This window comes from Planococcus sp. MSAK28401, from assembly GCF_018283455.1.
Classification (GTDB): Bacteria; Bacillota; Bacilli; order Bacillales_A; family Planococcaceae; genus Planococcus; species Planococcus alpniumensis.
Genome location: NZ_JAAMTH010000001.1, coordinates 2756418 through 2771490, shown reverse-complemented (window position 1 = coordinate 2771490; position 15073 = coordinate 2756418). Strand labels below are relative to the sequence as shown.

Sequence of the window (15073 nt, the reverse complement as noted above, 5' to 3'; positions counted from 1 at the left end):
TTATGTAATCAAGTCGAGCGAGCGTTCAGTCAACCAAGAAAAGCAAAATCAGCCGTTTAGGTTCGACAGGCATAAGACGGAATGGCGAAGTGGCGCTTTTTGCCACACAGCCAGATCGGTTTAGGACCCGAGAACCTGGCTGAAATTTGCTAGACACCAAGAAAAGCAAAACCAGCCGTTAGGGCTGAAAAAATTTTAGCTTTTATGAAAACGTTTCCAAAATATAAGGAGGAATTGTAAATGGCAAAAACGGTCATCATTGATGGGGCACGCACAGCATTCGGAAAATTCGGCGGTGCACTCAGTTCATTCACGGCAAGCGACCTGGGAGCAGCGGCGATCAAAGAAGCGCTCCAGCGGGCGCAAGTAAATCCTGAAGATGTACAAGAAGTTATCATGGGCAATGTCCTGCAGGCAGGGCAAGGGCAAATTCCTTCCCGCCAGGCAGCTAAAAAAGCAGGCATTCCATATCATGTCAAATCCGAAACGATCAATAAAGTATGTGCCTCCGGTTTGCGGTCAGTAACGATGGCCGATCAGATCATCCGCTTGGGAGACGAAGAATTGATCGTCGCAGGCGGCATGGAATCGATGTCGAACGCGCCTTATTATTTACCAAAAGCACGCTTTGGCCTTCGCATGGGCGATTCACAAGTCGTGGATGGCATGGTCCATGACGGCTTGTCATGTTCATTCCACCCGGACAAAGTTCATATGGGCACATACGGCAACTCGACGGCAGAAACCTTCGAACTGACACGTGAAAGACAAGACGAGTGGTCAGCTCGTTCCCACGAACGTGCTATCAAAGCACGTGATCATTTTGCGGAAGAAATTACAGCGATGGAAGTGCCACAACGTAAAGGCGACCCGCTTACCGTTGACCAGGATGAAGCGCCGCGTGAAGGCACGACAGCTGAAGTTTTGGCGAAACTGCGCCCAGCATTCGGAAAAGACGGCACCATTACGGCTGGTAATGCACCAGGAATCAATGACGGAGCGGCTGCACTTGTATTGATGAGTGAAGAACGCGCCAAAAAAGACGGCAAAACCGTATTGGCTCATGTCGTAGGACATACAGAAGTCGCGGTCGAACCGCATCGCTTCCCGGAAACACCAGGGCTCGTCATCAACGAATTACTCAAAAAAACCGGCAAAACATTAGAAGAGATCGATCTTTTCGAAATTAACGAAGCTTTTGCTGCAGTAGCGCTTGCAAGCTCGAAAATTGCAGGCATTGATGAAGAGAAAGTTAATGTCAACGGTGGATCTGTTGCACTTGGCCATCCGATCGGGGCAAGTGGCGCACGCATTATCTTGACGCTTGCTTATGAATTGAAACGCCGCGGAGGCGGCATCGGAATCGCCGCGATCTGCTCTGGCGGCGGGCAAGGCGATGCAGTGATGATCGAAGTACCGAAGGAGGAAAACTAAACATGTCTATCCAAAACGTCATGGTCATCGGAGCCGGCCAAATGGGCTCCGGTATCGCGCAAGTTTGCGCGCAAGCTGGATTTAACGTGAAACTAAACGATATGAAACAAGAGGCATATGAACGCGGCATCGCGAACATCACGAAAAATTTGTCGCGCAATGTCGAAAAAGGGCGCATGACAGAAGACGAGAAATCGCAAGTGCTCGGCCGCATCCAATCTTCGTTGGATTTAAAAGACGCGCATGATGTCGACATCGTCATCGAAGCCGCTGTCGAGAACATGGAAATCAAATCGACGATCTTCAAGACTTTGGATGAAGTGGCGCCGAAGCATGCCATTCTCGCATCGAATACATCTTCACTTCCGATCACCGAAATCGCTGCAGCGACGAAGCGCCCGGAACAAGTCATCGGCATGCATTTCATGAACCCGGTACCGGTCATGAAGCTGGTCGAAATTATCCGCGGCCTTGCGACAACGGATGAAGTGTATCAGGCAGTCGAAGACATGACAGTGAAATTATCGAAAACACCGGTTGAAGTAAACGACTTCCCTGGATTCGTTTCGAACCGCATTTTGATGCCGATGATCAATGAAGCGATCTTTACGCTGCAAGAAGGCGTCGCAACGAAAGAAGCGATTGATGAAGTGATGAAGCTCGGCATGAACCATCCGATGGGGCCGCTTCAATTGGCTGATTTTATCGGCTTGGATACCTGCCTTTACATTATGGAAGTTCTGCACGACGGTTTCGGCGACAGCAAATACCGTCCAAGCCCGCTCCTGCGCCAATACGTAAAAGCCGGCTGGCTCGGCAAGAAGACCGGACGCGGTTTCTACGAATACAACTAAGATTTAGGAGGAGCCTTAATGGACCTGCACTTTACAGATGAACAATTAATGATGCGCAATATGGTGCGCGATTTTGCAAAAGAAGAAATCATGCCTTTTATCGAACGCATGGAAGAAGGCGAATTCCCGACGGACATCATCAAGAAAATGGGTGGGCTCGGACTCATGGGCATCACCGCGCCTGAAAAATACGGTGGCTCGGAAATGGATTTCACTTCTTATATCACGGCCATCCACGAACTGTCTAAAGCAAGCGGCGTCATCGGCGTCATTCTATCGGTTCATACATCGGTCGGCACCAATCCGATCATCAACTTCGGGACGGAAGAACAGATCGCAAAATACGTGCCCAAATTGGCGACTGGTGAGTATTTGGGAGCCTTCTGTTTGACGGAGCCATCGGCCGGGTCCGATGCAGCAGCGCTGAAAACGCGTGCTGTTAAAAAAGACGGACAGTACATCCTAAACGGCTCTAAAGTTTACATCACCAATGGCGGCGAAGCTGATTCGTACATCGTATTCGCCTCGACCAACCCGGAAGCTGGCCCTCGTGGAATTTCTGCCTTTATCGTGGAAAAAGATTTCCCAGGTTTTGTTGTCGGGAAAGACGAAAGAAAAATGGGGCTTCACGGTTCGCGGACCGTGCAGTTGACGTTCGAGAATATGGAAGTGCCAGTTGAAAACTTGCTTGGCGAAGAAGGCAAAGGATTTTCGATCGCGATGGCGAACTTGAACGCCGGCCGCATCGGCATTGCCGCACAAGCTTTGGGCATCGCAGAAGCTGCATATGATTACGCAGTAGCTTATGCAAAAGAGCGCGAACAATTCGGCAAGCCGATAGCCCAGCAACAAGGCATCGGATTCAAACTTGCCGATATGGCGACTCAAGTCGAAGCGGCCAAACTTTTGGTTTACAACGCAGCGGATATGTATGCAAAAGGAATCGAGTGCAATAAGGAATCGTCAATGGCGAAGCTATTCGCTTCAAAAGCGGCGATGGATATCACGACCGAAGCCATCCAAGTTTACGGCGGCTATGGCTATACGAAAGATTACCCGGTCGAGCGCTTGTTCCGCGACGCTAAAGTCACAGAAATTTACGAAGGCACAAGTGAAATTCAGCGCATCGTCATCAGCAAGCAACTATTAAAATAATTGGGGGAAACAACACAATGAACTTTCAACTTTCTGAAGAACATAAAATGATCCGCAAAATGGTCCGCGACTTCGCGAAAAACGAAGTGGCGCCGACAGCAGAACAGCGCGACGAAGACGAAAGCTTTGATATGAAAATTTTCCATCAAATGGCGGAACTTGGCCTGACAGGCATTCCATGGCCGGAAGAGTACGGCGGCATCGGTTCGGATTACTTGGCGTATTGCATCGCGGTTGAAGAACTGTCCCGTGTGGATGGTTCTGTCGGCGTTATCTTGTCCGCCCACACGTCACTAGCCGGATGGCCGGTCTATACATTCGGAACAGAAGAACAGAAACAGAAATACTTGCGCCCGATGGCAGAAGGCACAAAAGTCGGCGCTTATGGTCTGACGGAACCATCTGCAGGATCGGATGCAGGAAGCATGAAAACCAGCGCCAAAGAAGACGGCGACCATTATATCTTGAACGGTTCAAAAATCTTCATCACAAATGGCGGCATCGCTGATATCTATGTCGTCTTCGCGGTGACAGACCCAGAATCGAAACATAAAGGCACAACAGCCTTCATCGTCGAGAAAGATTTCGAAGGCTTTTCGGTCGGCAAGAAAGAGAAGAAACTAGGGATCCGCTCAAGCCCAACGACAGAAATCATCTTCGACAACTGCCGCGTACCGAAAGAAAACGTTCTCGGCGAACTTGGCCAAGGCTTTAAAATTGCCATGCAGACGCTTGATGGCGGACGCAACGGCATCGCAGCACAAGCTGTCGGAATCGCTCAAGGCGCGATGGACGCAGCGATTGACTACGCGAAAGAGCGTGAACAATTCGGCAAGCCGATTGCAGCGAACCAAGGTATTTCATTTAAATTGGCCGATATGGCGACAGGCATCGAAGCGTCTCGTCTATTGACGTATCAAGCGGCTTGGCTCGAGTCGAACAAATTATCCTATAGCAAAGAATCCGCCATGGCGAAATTGATGGCTGGCGATACAGCGATGAAAGTGACGACTGAAGCGGTTCAAGTCTTCGGCGGCTACGGCTATACGAAAGATTATCCAGTTGAGCGCTTCATGCGCGATGCGAAAATCACGCAAATCTACGAAGGCACACAGGAAGTCCAGCGTTTGGTCATTTCCCGTATGGTCACGAAATAAACGGAGGGTCGGCCTATGACAAAAAAGCGTGAAATTCAGTCCTCCGTAAAAGACGAAAGCCTGATTGAAAAGCGCCGTGAACAAATGATCAGCGGCGCTGTCACGCTTTTTAAAGAAAAGGGCTTTCACCGGACGACGACAAGGGAAATTGCAAAAGCAGCCGGGTTCAGCATCGGCACATTATATGAATATATCCGCACGAAAGAAGACGTACTCTATCTCGTGTGCGACTCGATTTACGACGAAGTCAATGCTCGGCTTGATCGGCTGGATTTGGAGGAAGGATCGCTTGAGACGCTGGTGAAAGCACTCGAGCAATACTATACATTAATCGACAATATGCAAGATGAATTCGTCGTCATGTATCAGGAGTCCAAATCGCTGCCGAAAGACGCACTGCGTTATGTGTTGAACAAGGAACTCGAAATGACGTCCTTGTTTGAACGGCTTCTATCGAAATGCGCGGCGTCAGGGGAATTGTCCCTGTCGCAAAAAGAAATTGTCCTGGCTTCCCATCATTTGTTCGTGCAAGGGCAAATGTGGGCGTTCAGGCGCTGGGCAATGGATGAGTACACCATTGGGGAATTTATCGAAATGCAAACGAAGTTTCTGCTGCAGGGGATGGCAGGGGAAAAAATCACGATACAGGGGGCTTGATTATAATGGCTACAATTCAAGAAAGCACGACGTATCAGCCGAATCATCATATCCGGTTTGTGACCGCGTCCGCTCTTTTTGACGGTCACGATGCATCGATCAATATTATGCGCCGTATTTTACAGGCAAATGGTGTAGAAGTCATTCATCTCGGGCACAACCGCTCGGTGGAAGAAGTTGTCAATGCAGCAATCCAGGAAGATGTTCAAGGAATCGCCATTTCGTCTTATCAAGGCGGCCATATGGAATACTTCAAATACATGTACGACCTGCTTCAAGAACGCGGAGCAGGACATATCCAAATATACGGCGGCGGCGGAGGGGTCATTTTGCCGCGCGAAATCCGCGAGCTGGAAGATTACGGCATCGCCGGCATCTTCTCTCCGGAAGACGGGCGTAAAAAAGGATTGCAGGGCATGATCGCGGAAATCGTTGAGAAATGTGATTTTTCGACAGCGAAAGAAGATGTCTCGCTTGATGAGATGTCCGCTGACAATCCAGTAGCCCTGGCAAATGTCATCACAACCGCTGAAGAAGCGCACACGAGAAATCTCGACACAACCGATTTGATGAAAGCGGTACGTGAAAAATCAAAGAACACGCCGGTTCTAGGGATCACCGGAACAGGCGGAGCCGGGAAAAGCTCGTTGACGGACGAGTTGATCCGCCGCTTCTTGACGGAATTGCCGGGCAAGAAAATCGCCATTTTGTCGATCGACCCGACGAAACAAAAAACTGGCGGCGCGCTGCTTGGCGACCGCATCCGCATGAACGCGATATTCAATAAGCGTGTCTTTATGAGAAGCCTGGCCACACGTGGGTCGAGAACTGAATTGTCCGCTGCAATCGGCGATGTGCTGGATGTCGTGAGAGCGGCAGGGTTCGATTTGATCGTCGTGGAAACGAGCGGAATCGGCCAAGGCGATGCTGAAATCGCGGGCATTTCCGATGCTTCGATGTACGTCATGACGAGCGAATTCGGTGCCCCGACACAGCTCGAGAAAATCGATATGATCGATTATGCAGACCTTATCGTCATCAATAAATATGAGCGCAAAGGCTCAGAAGATGCACGCCGCCAAGTGCAGAAACAATACCAGCGCAGCCACCTGTTATGGGACAAGGACTTGGACGATATGCCGGTATACGGCACCATCGCCAGCCAGTTCAACGATAAAGGGACCAATGCCTTGTTCGCGGCACTCGTCGGCACGCTCAACGAAAAATGCGGCACCGATTGGGAAACGAGCTATGAGGCGTTCGCTAAAACACAAAAAGAGAACTTGATCATTCCAAATGATCGCCGCTATTATTTGCGGGAAATTACGGAAACGGTGCGCGGCTACCACGCGAAAAGCGCGGAGCAAGCATCATTTGCCCGCCGCTTGTTCCAGCTAGAAGGCGCCATAGAAGAAGTCAAAAACAAGGCGCCGAACGATGCACTGGTCGATTCGTTGGAATCACTTGCTGCAGGCGTGCGCGATGAATTGACTGCAGAGTCAAAACGAATTCTCAACAACTGGGAGTCCTTGCAGTCCGATTATGCCGGCGATGAACTTGTCACCAAAGTGCGCGATAAGGAACTGCGCACTTTGTTGCGGACTAAAAGCTTGTCGGGCATCAAAATTCCGAGAGTGGCATTACCGAAATTCAAAGATTACGGCGAGATTTTGCGCTGGGTCTATGCTGAAAACGTGCCGGGTGCATTCCCTTATACAGCTGGCGTATTTCCGTTCAAACGCGCCGGTGAAGATCCAAAGCGCCAGTTCGCGGGTGAAGGAACTCCAGAACGCACGAATAGAAGGTTCCATTATTTGTCAAAGGGTGACGATGCTAAACGCTTGTCGACCGCTTTCGACTCGGTAACATTGTATGGAGAAGACCCAGATCACCGTCCTGATATTTACGGGAAAGTCGGCGAATCGGGGGTTTCCATCTGTACGCTTGAAGACATGAAGAAATTGTATGACGGTTTTGATTTGTGCTTGCCGTCGACATCCGTATCGATGACCATCAATGGGCCTGCACCGATTATCCTGGCGATGTTCATGAACACAGCGATCGACCAGCAAGTGAAAAAGCGCGAAGAAGAGCTCGGCCGCACCTTGAACGTTGAAGAATTCACAGAAGTCCGTGAAGCAACATTGCAAGTGGTCCGCGGAACCGTTCAAGCGGATATCTTGAAAGAAGACCAAGGGCAGAACACGTGCATCTTCTCGACGGAATTCGCACTTCGCATGATGGGAGATATTCAGCAATACTTTATCGACCACAAAGTGCGCAATTATTACTCTGTATCGATTTCCGGCTACCATATAGCAGAAGCAGGCGCGAACCCGATTTCCCAATTGGCGTTCACTTTGTCGAATGGCTTCACATACGTTGAGTATTATTTGAGCCGCGGCATGAACATCGATGATTTCGCACCGAACTTGTCGTTCTTCTTCTCGAACGGACTCGACCCGGAATATACGGTCATCGGACGCGTAGCCCGGCGCATCTGGGCAGTTGTTATGCGCGATAAATATGGCGCCAACGAACGCAGCCAGAAGCTGAAATACCATGTCCAAACATCTGGGCGCAGCTTGCACGCACAGGAAATCGACTTCAACGATATCCGTACAACTCTGCAAGCGCTCATGGCATTGCAGGATAACTGCAACTCACTCCACACGAACGCTTATGATGAAGCGATCACAACGCCGACAGAAGAATCGGTGCGCCGTGCGATGGCGATCCAGATGATCATCACAAAAGAGCACGGTCTTTCGAAAAACGAAAACCCGCTGCAAGGCGCGTTTGTCGTCGAAGAACTGACGGAATTGGTCGAGCAGGCCGTCTTGACGGAATTCGACCGCATCGATGACCGGGGCGGTGTTCTTGGCGCAATGGAAACGCAATACCAACGCGGCAAGATCCAGGAAGAATCCATGCATTACGAAATGAAGAAGCACACCGGCGAATTGCCGATCATCGGTGTCAACACGTACTTGAACCCGAATCCGCAATCGGACGATGATATCAATGCGATGGAAATCGCCCGTGCGACGGAAGAGGAAAAAGAAGCGCAAATCAACAACTTGCGCTCGTTCCAGGAGCGCAATCCATCAGATGAGGCGTTGGAACGCTTGAAGCAAGTAGCTAAAACAGGCGGCAATATTTTCGAAGAACTGATGGAGACAGTCAAAGTCGCAAGCCTTGGCCAAATCACCACAGCACTCTACGAAGTCGGCGGCCAGTATCGCAGAAATATGTAAGATTCCTCCCCTTGCCTGGAAACAGGCGAGGGGATTTTTTTGCGTTGTTTTGAGCACAGGGTGTCATCAGCTTTGTGATTTATTCATGAATCGGCGTGTGGAGAAGTGAGTTGGACAGGTGAGTGAAATGGATAGTTCGTCGATTGTTTCATAACGAAGCAGCCGCCTCCCGCTTTGGGCTGGCCTCTCGCAATAAGCCAAGAAGAGCACTTGTCTTATTGCTTCGGCTCGCCCTTATGCGCGGTTCGGCTAATAGAATTCACTATATTTTGCATGCGAGGAAGTGTCGCTATTAATTGTCTTCATCCGCGGGTGGTGACGCTTAGTTGGACTTGATAGCGAGATGTGTCGATCGTTGTTCATTTCATCTTTAAATCGCCGCCTCCCGCTTTGGGCTGGCCTCTCGCAATAAGCCAAGAAGAGCACTTGTCTTATTGCTTCGGCTCACCCTTATGCGTGGTTCGGCTAATTGATTTCATTGATGTTTTTGTGTGAAGAAGCGTCTGTGTTCATTCGTTTCATCCGCTTGTGGATGCCGCTTAGCTGGACGAGAGTGTGTGGAGTGAGTTGGATGAGTGAGCGAGGTGAATGGTTCGTTGATTATTTCTTCACAAAGCAATCGCCTCCCGCTTTGGGCTGGCCTCTTGCAATAAGCCAAGAAGACCACTTGTCTTATTGCTCCGGCTCGCCCGTTTACGCGGTTCGGCTAATAGAATTCACTATATTTTGCATGCGAGAAAGTGTCGCTGTTGATTAGCTTCATCCGCTGGTGGCGACGCTTAGTTGGACATGATAATTTCAGAGATGCTTTATATCTGTTCAATTTGAATTTACGAAGTAGATTGAAGTTGCTGAAGCTTAATTCACTGAGAGACAAATTTCAATTCTTCTCTCAAACTAGAGATGGAGCGAAAAGGGGCGACTCTGGAGGGATCAGGACGAGCTGAAGACCCTGGACTGAGCGATAGCGAGGGAAGCGGCTGAAGCCGGCCCCCTCAGAAAGCGTCCCCTTGTAGCGGAATCTCTTCTACTTAGTATTTTCTACATCTAGAGGCTGATGTATTTCATTCCATCCTAGCAGCAACAAGTAGAATCATCCGGCACTTCGGTCGATTTGGCGATGCAAGTCCGTTATAATGAAAGAAGTTGAAACTCTAAAGAAAAGAGATGGATGACACCATGCCCAAAGCTGCCCATTACGCCATCATCATTGCAGCGGTCGTGCTGCTTATTGTACTGTACAATAGAGCACTCGGCTCGATACCGTTTTTAATCCTGTCTGCCTACTTTTTCTATTTCGGGTGGGACCAGCTTATGCGCAGAAAAAAGAAATCCCGGTAGCGGACAGCAAGGACTTTGTATATAATGGATTAAGTTACGATACAAGAAGGGACGTGCACGAATGAACATCCGTGAATTAACGAAAGAAGAATTGCTAGAAGAGTCGTTCGTCGACTTAACATATGCCATTTTGGAAGAAACCAAAGAAACGAAAACTTTTTCAGAGCTTGTCGCTGAATTGCAGCAATTGATCGGCCTCTCTGAAGAAGAAATGAAGGCGCATCTTGCACAGTACTACACTGACATGAACATTGATGGCCGCTTCCTGATCCTTGGCGAAAACCGCTGGGGCCTTCGTGAATGGTATCCGGTCGAGCAGATTGAAGAAGAATCTGCACCTACAGTCAAAGCCCGTAAGAAGAAGAAATCGAAATCGACAGACGATGACTTCGACGATATGGATCTCGAGTTGGAAGACGAACTGGACTTCGAAGATTTCGGCGAAGACGATGGCGATGTTTCTTCAGACGATGACGACGACGATGACGATGATGACGAAGTAGCGGTCAAAGCACCGGTCGTTGATCTTGATTTCGATTCGACCGATGATGACGACGACGACGATGTCGACGAAGTGGAAGATGTTGGCGTGCTCGTAGAAGACCTTGACGGCAACATCATCGACGAAGAAGACGATGAAGAGGAAGAAGAGGATGGGCTGAAGTAGTCTGAACTTTTTTTCACCTTGACGGAAACGGCTGTACAGGATAAGATTTTATTGGGCTCCTTAAAATAGGAGAGATGATTCGTATAGCTAACGCGCTCCCCCTGCACGCTTTGCAGGAGGAGCGCTTTTTATTTTTTAGTGCTGCCATTCGGCGGCAAATCACCCGTGCCATCCGCCTTTTGGGATGGCCGAAGCTTTTTCTGGCTGAACACGATTCGGGACTGCAAGTCGTAGAACAATCACATTTTATTTCATTACTCGAGGAGGAAACAGAGCATGACAAAGTATATATTTGTAACAGGTGGAGTGGTTTCATCACTAGGGAAAGGGATCACGGCAGCCTCTCTTGGGCGCTTGCTGAAAAACCGCGGCCTGAGTGTGACGATTCAGAAATTCGACCCATACATCAATATTGACCCGGGTACGATGAGCCCTTACCAACACGGAGAAGTCTTCGTGACCGACGACGGCGCGGAAACGGATTTGGATCTTGGCCATTATGAACGCTTCATTGACATCAACTTGAACAAATATTCGAACGTGACGACGGGTAAAGTCTACTCAACGGTCATCCAAAAAGAACGCCGCGGCGATTATTTGGGTGGAACGGTCCAAGTCATTCCGCATATCACGAATGAAATCAAGGATCGTCTATTGCGCGCAGCGAAAACAGCTCAAGCCGATGTGGTCATCACAGAAATCGGTGGAACGGTCGGCGATATCGAATCGCTGCCATTTCTTGAAGCGATCCGCCAAATGCGTTCGGACCTTGGCCGTGAAGAAGTTATGTACATCCACTGTACTTTGATCCCTTACCTCGGCGCTGCAAAAGAAATGAAAACGAAACCGACACAACACAGCGTAAAAGAATTGCGCAGCCTCGGCATCCAGCCAAACCTGATCGTGGTGCGCACGGAATATCCAGTGCCTCAGGACATGAAAGACAAAATCGCGTTGTTCTGCGATATCAAATCCGAAGAAGTCATCGAGTCCCGCGATGTCGATGTCATTTATGAAATGCCGCTTCGCTTGCAGGAGCAGCATATGGACCAAATCGTCCTGGATCATTTCGGCATCGAAGCGCCGGAAGCGGATATGACGGAGTGGAATGGGCTTGTCGAGAAAGTGAAATCCTTGAAGAAGTCCGTAAAAATCGGCCTTGTCGGTAAATATGTAGAACTTCAGGATGCTTATATTTCCGTCGTGGAATCCTTGAAGCATGCCGGTTTCGCGTTCGACTCGGATATTGAAGTCGATTGGATTAATGCAGAGCACGTCAACGCTGAAAACGTAGCGGAAACACTCGAAGGCTGCGACGGCATCCTCGTGCCCGGTGGTTTCGGCGACCGCGGTGTGGAAGGGAAAGTCCTGGCAACGCAATACGCACGCGAAAACAAGGTGCCATTCTTCGGTATTTGCCTCGGCATGCAGCTTGCTTCTGTAGAGTTCGCACGCAATATCATGAACTTGGACGGCGCGCATTCGTCTGAACTTGACCCGAAAACTTTGTACCCGGTCATCGACTTGTTGCCGGAACAAAAAGACATCGAAGATTTGGGTGGCACATTGCGCCTTGGGTTATACCCAGCGAAGCTCGATAAGACTTCGAAAGCGTATGAAGCATACGGGGAAGAACTCGTATACGAAAGACACCGCCATCGCTATGAGTTCAACAATGAGTTCCGCGAGCAGTTCGAAAAAGCCGGCTTCAAATTCACAGGCACGAGCCCGGACGGCCGACTGGTTGAAATCATTGAAGTCGCTGACCATCCTTGGTTCGTCGCTTGCCAGTTCCACCCGGAATTCATCTCGCGCCCGAACCGCCCACAGCCATTGTTCCGTGAATTTGTTCGCGCATCTTTGGACAATCAGTAATCAGCATGTGAAAAGCCGCTTCATTTCCTGGCAGGCATCGATCAGATGGCAAAAGCCTTCCCGATTCCAGGGAAGGCTTTTTTTTGCGGCTTATCAATCTGCAAGTATTTCATCAATGGTCAATTTAACTGCATGGTAGATATACAAAGCGCCGAGCCCGTGGGGGATCATGATGCGCTCGCCGTCTTCGCCTGGCAGCAAGCCCTTGTCGATGTTCATGGAGAGTAAGACATCCGCCGTTTCATTGCCATGGCTTTCAGCTGTCAGCATCGCAAACGGAATGGCGCGTCCGGCTAATTCATCAGCCAAGGAGTCGCCTTCGTCTTTCCGGGCCAGTATCCAAACCCGGTCGGCTGTCGACAGTTCAGCGGCCGGGTCATAACGAATCGCTGATTGGAGCGTTTCGGGACCGTTCAAAGCACTGGCTGCGACAGCTTCTAGTTCGCCGAAAGCAGCCAGATGGATGCGGCCTTCGCCAATGATCGCTTGCGCGAGAAGTCGTGCCGTATCTTCGACGGCTTCTTCTTCCTTGGCGAGGCGCTGGAACAGGCCGGTCAATTGTGTCGTCAATATTTTCAAATGGGTTCACCTCAAACCGAGTATAGCAGAATGTGCTGCGCTTCGAAAAAAAGGTGGAAAGGAGTGGCTGATGTGAGAAAGATTCTAATAGTAGATGATCAACAAGGCATCCGCCTGTTATTGAAAGAAGTATTCGAGCGGGAAGGATACGAGACCTTGATTGCCGGCAGCGGGAAAGAGGCATTGGAACTTACGGAAGAAGCATGTCCCGATATGGTGCTGATGGATATGAAGATGCCGGGCATGGATGGCATTGAATTATTGAAGCGGTTAAAGAAGCGGCGCCATGATTGCAAAGTGATCATGATGACGGCTTACGGCGAAATGGGCGTGATCGAAGAGTCGATGAATTGGGGAGTGGTGCGTTATTTCACCAAACCCTTCGATGTTTTCGAATTGCGCGATGCGGTCCGCGAGCTGATTGGCGATTAAACAGGCACTGAGTGGCGAAACAGCGCCATTTTTGATATAGTGAAAAAGATATTGGGCTTGTGCCTATTCTGAGGAGGAAAAATAATAATGCCATTAGTTTCAATGAAAGAAATGATGATAAAAGGTAAGAAGGAAGGTTATGCCATCGGGCAATTTAACCTGAACAACCTGGAATTTACACAAGCGATCCTGCAGGCGGCGGAGGAAGAAAAATCCCCGGTCATCTGCGGCGTCTCAGAAGGTGCAGCACGCTATATGGGTGGATTCACGACTGTCGTACATATGGTGAAAGGCCTGATGCATGATTACAATATCACAGTTCCGGTCGCTATCCATTTAGATCACGGTTCCAGTTTTGAAAAATGCAAAGAAGCGATTGGTGCAGGTTTCACATCGGTCATGATCGATGCATCGCATCATCCATTCGATGAAAATATTGAAATTACGCGCAAAGTGGTTGAGTATGCTCACGCTAAAGGCGTTTCCGTGGAAGCGGAATTGGGCATAGTTGGCGGCCAAGAAGATGATGTTATTGCAGAAGGCGTCATCTACGCTGACCCGAAAGAATGCCAAGCACTCGTCGAACAGACGGGCATTGATTGCCTAGCGCCAGCACTTGGCTCTGTCCACGGGCCATATAAAGGCGAACCGAACCTCGGATTTGCCGAAATGGAAGAAATCTCACAGCTTTGTGATGTGCCGCTTGTCTTGCACGGCGGAACGGGCATCCCGCTAAAAGATGTTCAACGTGCGGTTTCACTTGGCACGTCGAAGATCAACGTCAACACTGAAAGCCAAATTGCCGCATCGAAAGCCATCCGTGAAAAATTGGCATCTGATGCAGACGTTTACGATCCACGTAAATACTTGACGCCGGCACGCGATGCCATTAAAGCGACCGTTATCGGCAAAATGCGCGATTTCGGAAGTTCACAACAAGCAAATTCATAAAAACTTGGGAAGAGAGGCGAATCCGTCTCTTTTTCCACATACAGGAGGAAACCATACATGAAATTTTTCATTGATACAGCAAACTTCGACGAAATTAAAGAAGCACACGCTTGGGGCATTCTCTCAGGCGTCACGACAAACCCATCACTTGTCGCAAAAGAAAAAGATGTCTCGTTCCACGACCGCCTGAAAGAAATCGCCGACCTTGTCGACGGATCGATCAGCGGAGAAGTCATTGCACTTGATTCAGAAGGCATGATCAAAGAAGGCCGTGAACTGGCTGAACTTGCGCCAAACATCACTGTGAAATTGCCGATGACTCCGGAAGGCTTGAAAGCATGTGCAGTTCTAGCTGGCGAAGGCAAAAAAGTCAATGTTACATTGATCTTCAGCGCCAACCAAGCGCTTCTAGCAGCACGCGCTGGAGCAGCTTACGTTTCCCCATTCCTTGGGCGCCTTGACGATATCGGGCACAACGGCATGGATTTGATTGCACAGATTGCTGAGATTTTCGCAATCCACGACATCGATTCAGAAATCATCGCCGCTTCAATCCGCCATCCGCAGCACGTGACGGAAGCAGCGCTTAACGGCGCGCATATCGGCACAATGCCGATGAAAGTGCTTGAAATGATGTTCAAGCATCCGTTGACGGATAAAGGCATCGAAGCATTCCTAGCCGATTGGGAAACCCGCTCTGTGAAATAAGGCTGA

13 protein-coding genes are annotated in these 15073 nt (G+C 49.5%); 12 read left to right on the top strand and 1 reads right to left on the bottom strand.

From position 1 onward, the window contains the following. Positions 1 to 240: 240 nt before the first annotated feature. The 9 genes from G3255_RS14035 (at position 241) to pyrG (ending at position 12397) form a co-directional block, all read left to right on the top strand. Positions 241 to 1434, top strand: a complete 1194-nt coding sequence (locus G3255_RS14035) for an acetyl-CoA C-acetyltransferase (RefSeq protein WP_211655035.1) — start codon at positions 241 to 243, stop codon at positions 1432 to 1434. A 2-nt stretch (positions 1435 to 1436) separates the two neighbouring features. After that, positions 1437 to 2288, top strand: coding sequence for a 3-hydroxybutyryl-CoA dehydrogenase (locus G3255_RS14030; RefSeq protein ID WP_211655034.1), 852 nt, complete (start codon positions 1437 to 1439; stop codon positions 2286 to 2288). Positions 2289 to 2306: 18 nt separating this feature from the next. Continuing rightward, entirely contained in the window at positions 2307 to 3443 is a 1137-nt protein-coding gene (locus G3255_RS14025; RefSeq protein WP_211655033.1) for an acyl-CoA dehydrogenase, read from the top strand. A 17-nt stretch (positions 3444 to 3460) separates the two neighbouring features. Next, entirely contained in the window at positions 3461 to 4600 is a 1140-nt protein-coding gene (locus tag G3255_RS14020; protein WP_211655032.1) for an acyl-CoA dehydrogenase, read from the top strand. Positions 4601 to 4615: 15 nt separating this feature from the next. Beyond that, entirely contained in the window at positions 4616 to 5257 is a 642-nt protein-coding gene (locus G3255_RS14015) for a TetR/AcrR family transcriptional regulator (RefSeq protein ID WP_211655031.1), read from the top strand. A 5-nt stretch (positions 5258 to 5262) separates the two neighbouring features. Further along, a complete protein-coding gene (gene icmF / locus G3255_RS14010) occupies positions 5263 to 8514 on the top strand; it encodes a fused isobutyryl-CoA mutase/GTPase IcmF (RefSeq protein WP_211655030.1) in 3252 nt (1083 codons plus the stop codon). Positions 8515 to 9693: 1179 nt separating this feature from the next. Further along, positions 9694 to 9855 (top strand): hypothetical protein, encoded by a 162-nt coding sequence (locus G3255_RS14005; RefSeq protein WP_211655029.1) that lies wholly within the window; start codon positions 9694 to 9696, stop codon positions 9853 to 9855. 61 nt (positions 9856 to 9916) lie between these two features. Continuing rightward, a complete protein-coding gene (gene rpoE / locus G3255_RS14000; protein WP_211655028.1) occupies positions 9917 to 10522 on the top strand; it encodes a DNA-directed RNA polymerase subunit delta in 606 nt (201 codons plus the stop codon). A 276-nt stretch (positions 10523 to 10798) separates the two neighbouring features. Beyond that, positions 10799 to 12397: a CTP synthase gene (gene pyrG / locus G3255_RS13995; protein WP_211655027.1), complete on the top strand. Its 1599-nt coding sequence runs from the start codon at positions 10799 to 10801 to the stop codon at positions 12395 to 12397. 93 nt (positions 12398 to 12490) lie between these two features. On the opposite strand, the gene G3255_RS13990 is transcribed toward pyrG, so the two are convergent. Next, complete coding sequence (locus G3255_RS13990; RefSeq protein ID WP_211655026.1) at positions 12491 to 12976, bottom strand: DUF2529 family protein; 486 nt, start codon at positions 12974 to 12976, stop codon at positions 12491 to 12493. A gap of 72 nt (positions 12977 to 13048) precedes the next feature. Here G3255_RS13990 and G3255_RS13985 point away from each other — a divergent pair, with 72 nt between their 5' ends. The 3 genes from G3255_RS13985 to fsa all read left to right on the top strand — a co-directional run bounded on the left by G3255_RS13985 (position 13049) and on the right by fsa (position 15067). Beyond that, the gene (locus G3255_RS13985; protein WP_349291441.1) at positions 13049 to 13408 is read left to right on the top strand and encodes a response regulator; all 360 of its coding nucleotides are present in this window, start codon (positions 13049 to 13051) and stop codon (positions 13406 to 13408) included. Between the two features lie 87 nt (positions 13409 to 13495). Continuing rightward, a complete protein-coding gene (locus G3255_RS13980; protein ID WP_211655024.1) occupies positions 13496 to 14359 on the top strand; it encodes a class II fructose-bisphosphate aldolase in 864 nt (287 codons plus the stop codon). Between the two features lie 57 nt (positions 14360 to 14416). Further along, a complete protein-coding gene (gene fsa / locus G3255_RS13975) occupies positions 14417 to 15067 on the top strand; it encodes a fructose-6-phosphate aldolase (RefSeq protein ID WP_058382947.1) in 651 nt (216 codons plus the stop codon). Positions 15068 to 15073: the final 6 nt, after the last annotated feature.

Excerpts from the sequence above, each read along its gene's own strand:
- G3255_RS14035 (WP_211655035.1), top strand. The coding sequence starts at position 241 with ATGGCAAAAACGGTCATCATTGATGGGGCACGCACAGCATTCGGAAAA.
- G3255_RS14030 (WP_211655034.1), top strand. The coding sequence starts at position 1,437 with ATGTCTATCCAAAACGTCATGGTCATCGGAGCCGGCCAAATGGGCTCC.
- G3255_RS14025 (WP_211655033.1), top strand. The coding sequence starts at position 2,307 with ATGGACCTGCACTTTACAGATGAACAATTAATGATGCGCAATATGGTG.
- G3255_RS14020 (WP_211655032.1), top strand. The coding sequence starts at position 3,461 with ATGAACTTTCAACTTTCTGAAGAACATAAAATGATCCGCAAAATGGTC.
- G3255_RS14015 (WP_211655031.1), top strand. The coding sequence starts at position 4,616 with ATGACAAAAAAGCGTGAAATTCAGTCCTCCGTAAAAGACGAAAGCCTG.
- icmF (WP_211655030.1), top strand. The coding sequence starts at position 5,263 with ATGGCTACAATTCAAGAAAGCACGACGTATCAGCCGAATCATCATATC.
- G3255_RS14005 (WP_211655029.1), top strand. The coding sequence starts at position 9,694 with ATGCCCAAAGCTGCCCATTACGCCATCATCATTGCAGCGGTCGTGCTG.
- rpoE (WP_211655028.1), top strand. The coding sequence starts at position 9,917 with ATGAACATCCGTGAATTAACGAAAGAAGAATTGCTAGAAGAGTCGTTC.
- pyrG (WP_211655027.1), top strand. The coding sequence starts at position 10,799 with ATGACAAAGTATATATTTGTAACAGGTGGAGTGGTTTCATCACTAGGG.
- G3255_RS13980 (WP_211655024.1), top strand. The coding sequence starts at position 13,496 with ATGCCATTAGTTTCAATGAAAGAAATGATGATAAAAGGTAAGAAGGAA.
- fsa (WP_058382947.1), top strand. The coding sequence starts at position 14,417 with ATGAAATTTTTCATTGATACAGCAAACTTCGACGAAATTAAAGAAGCA.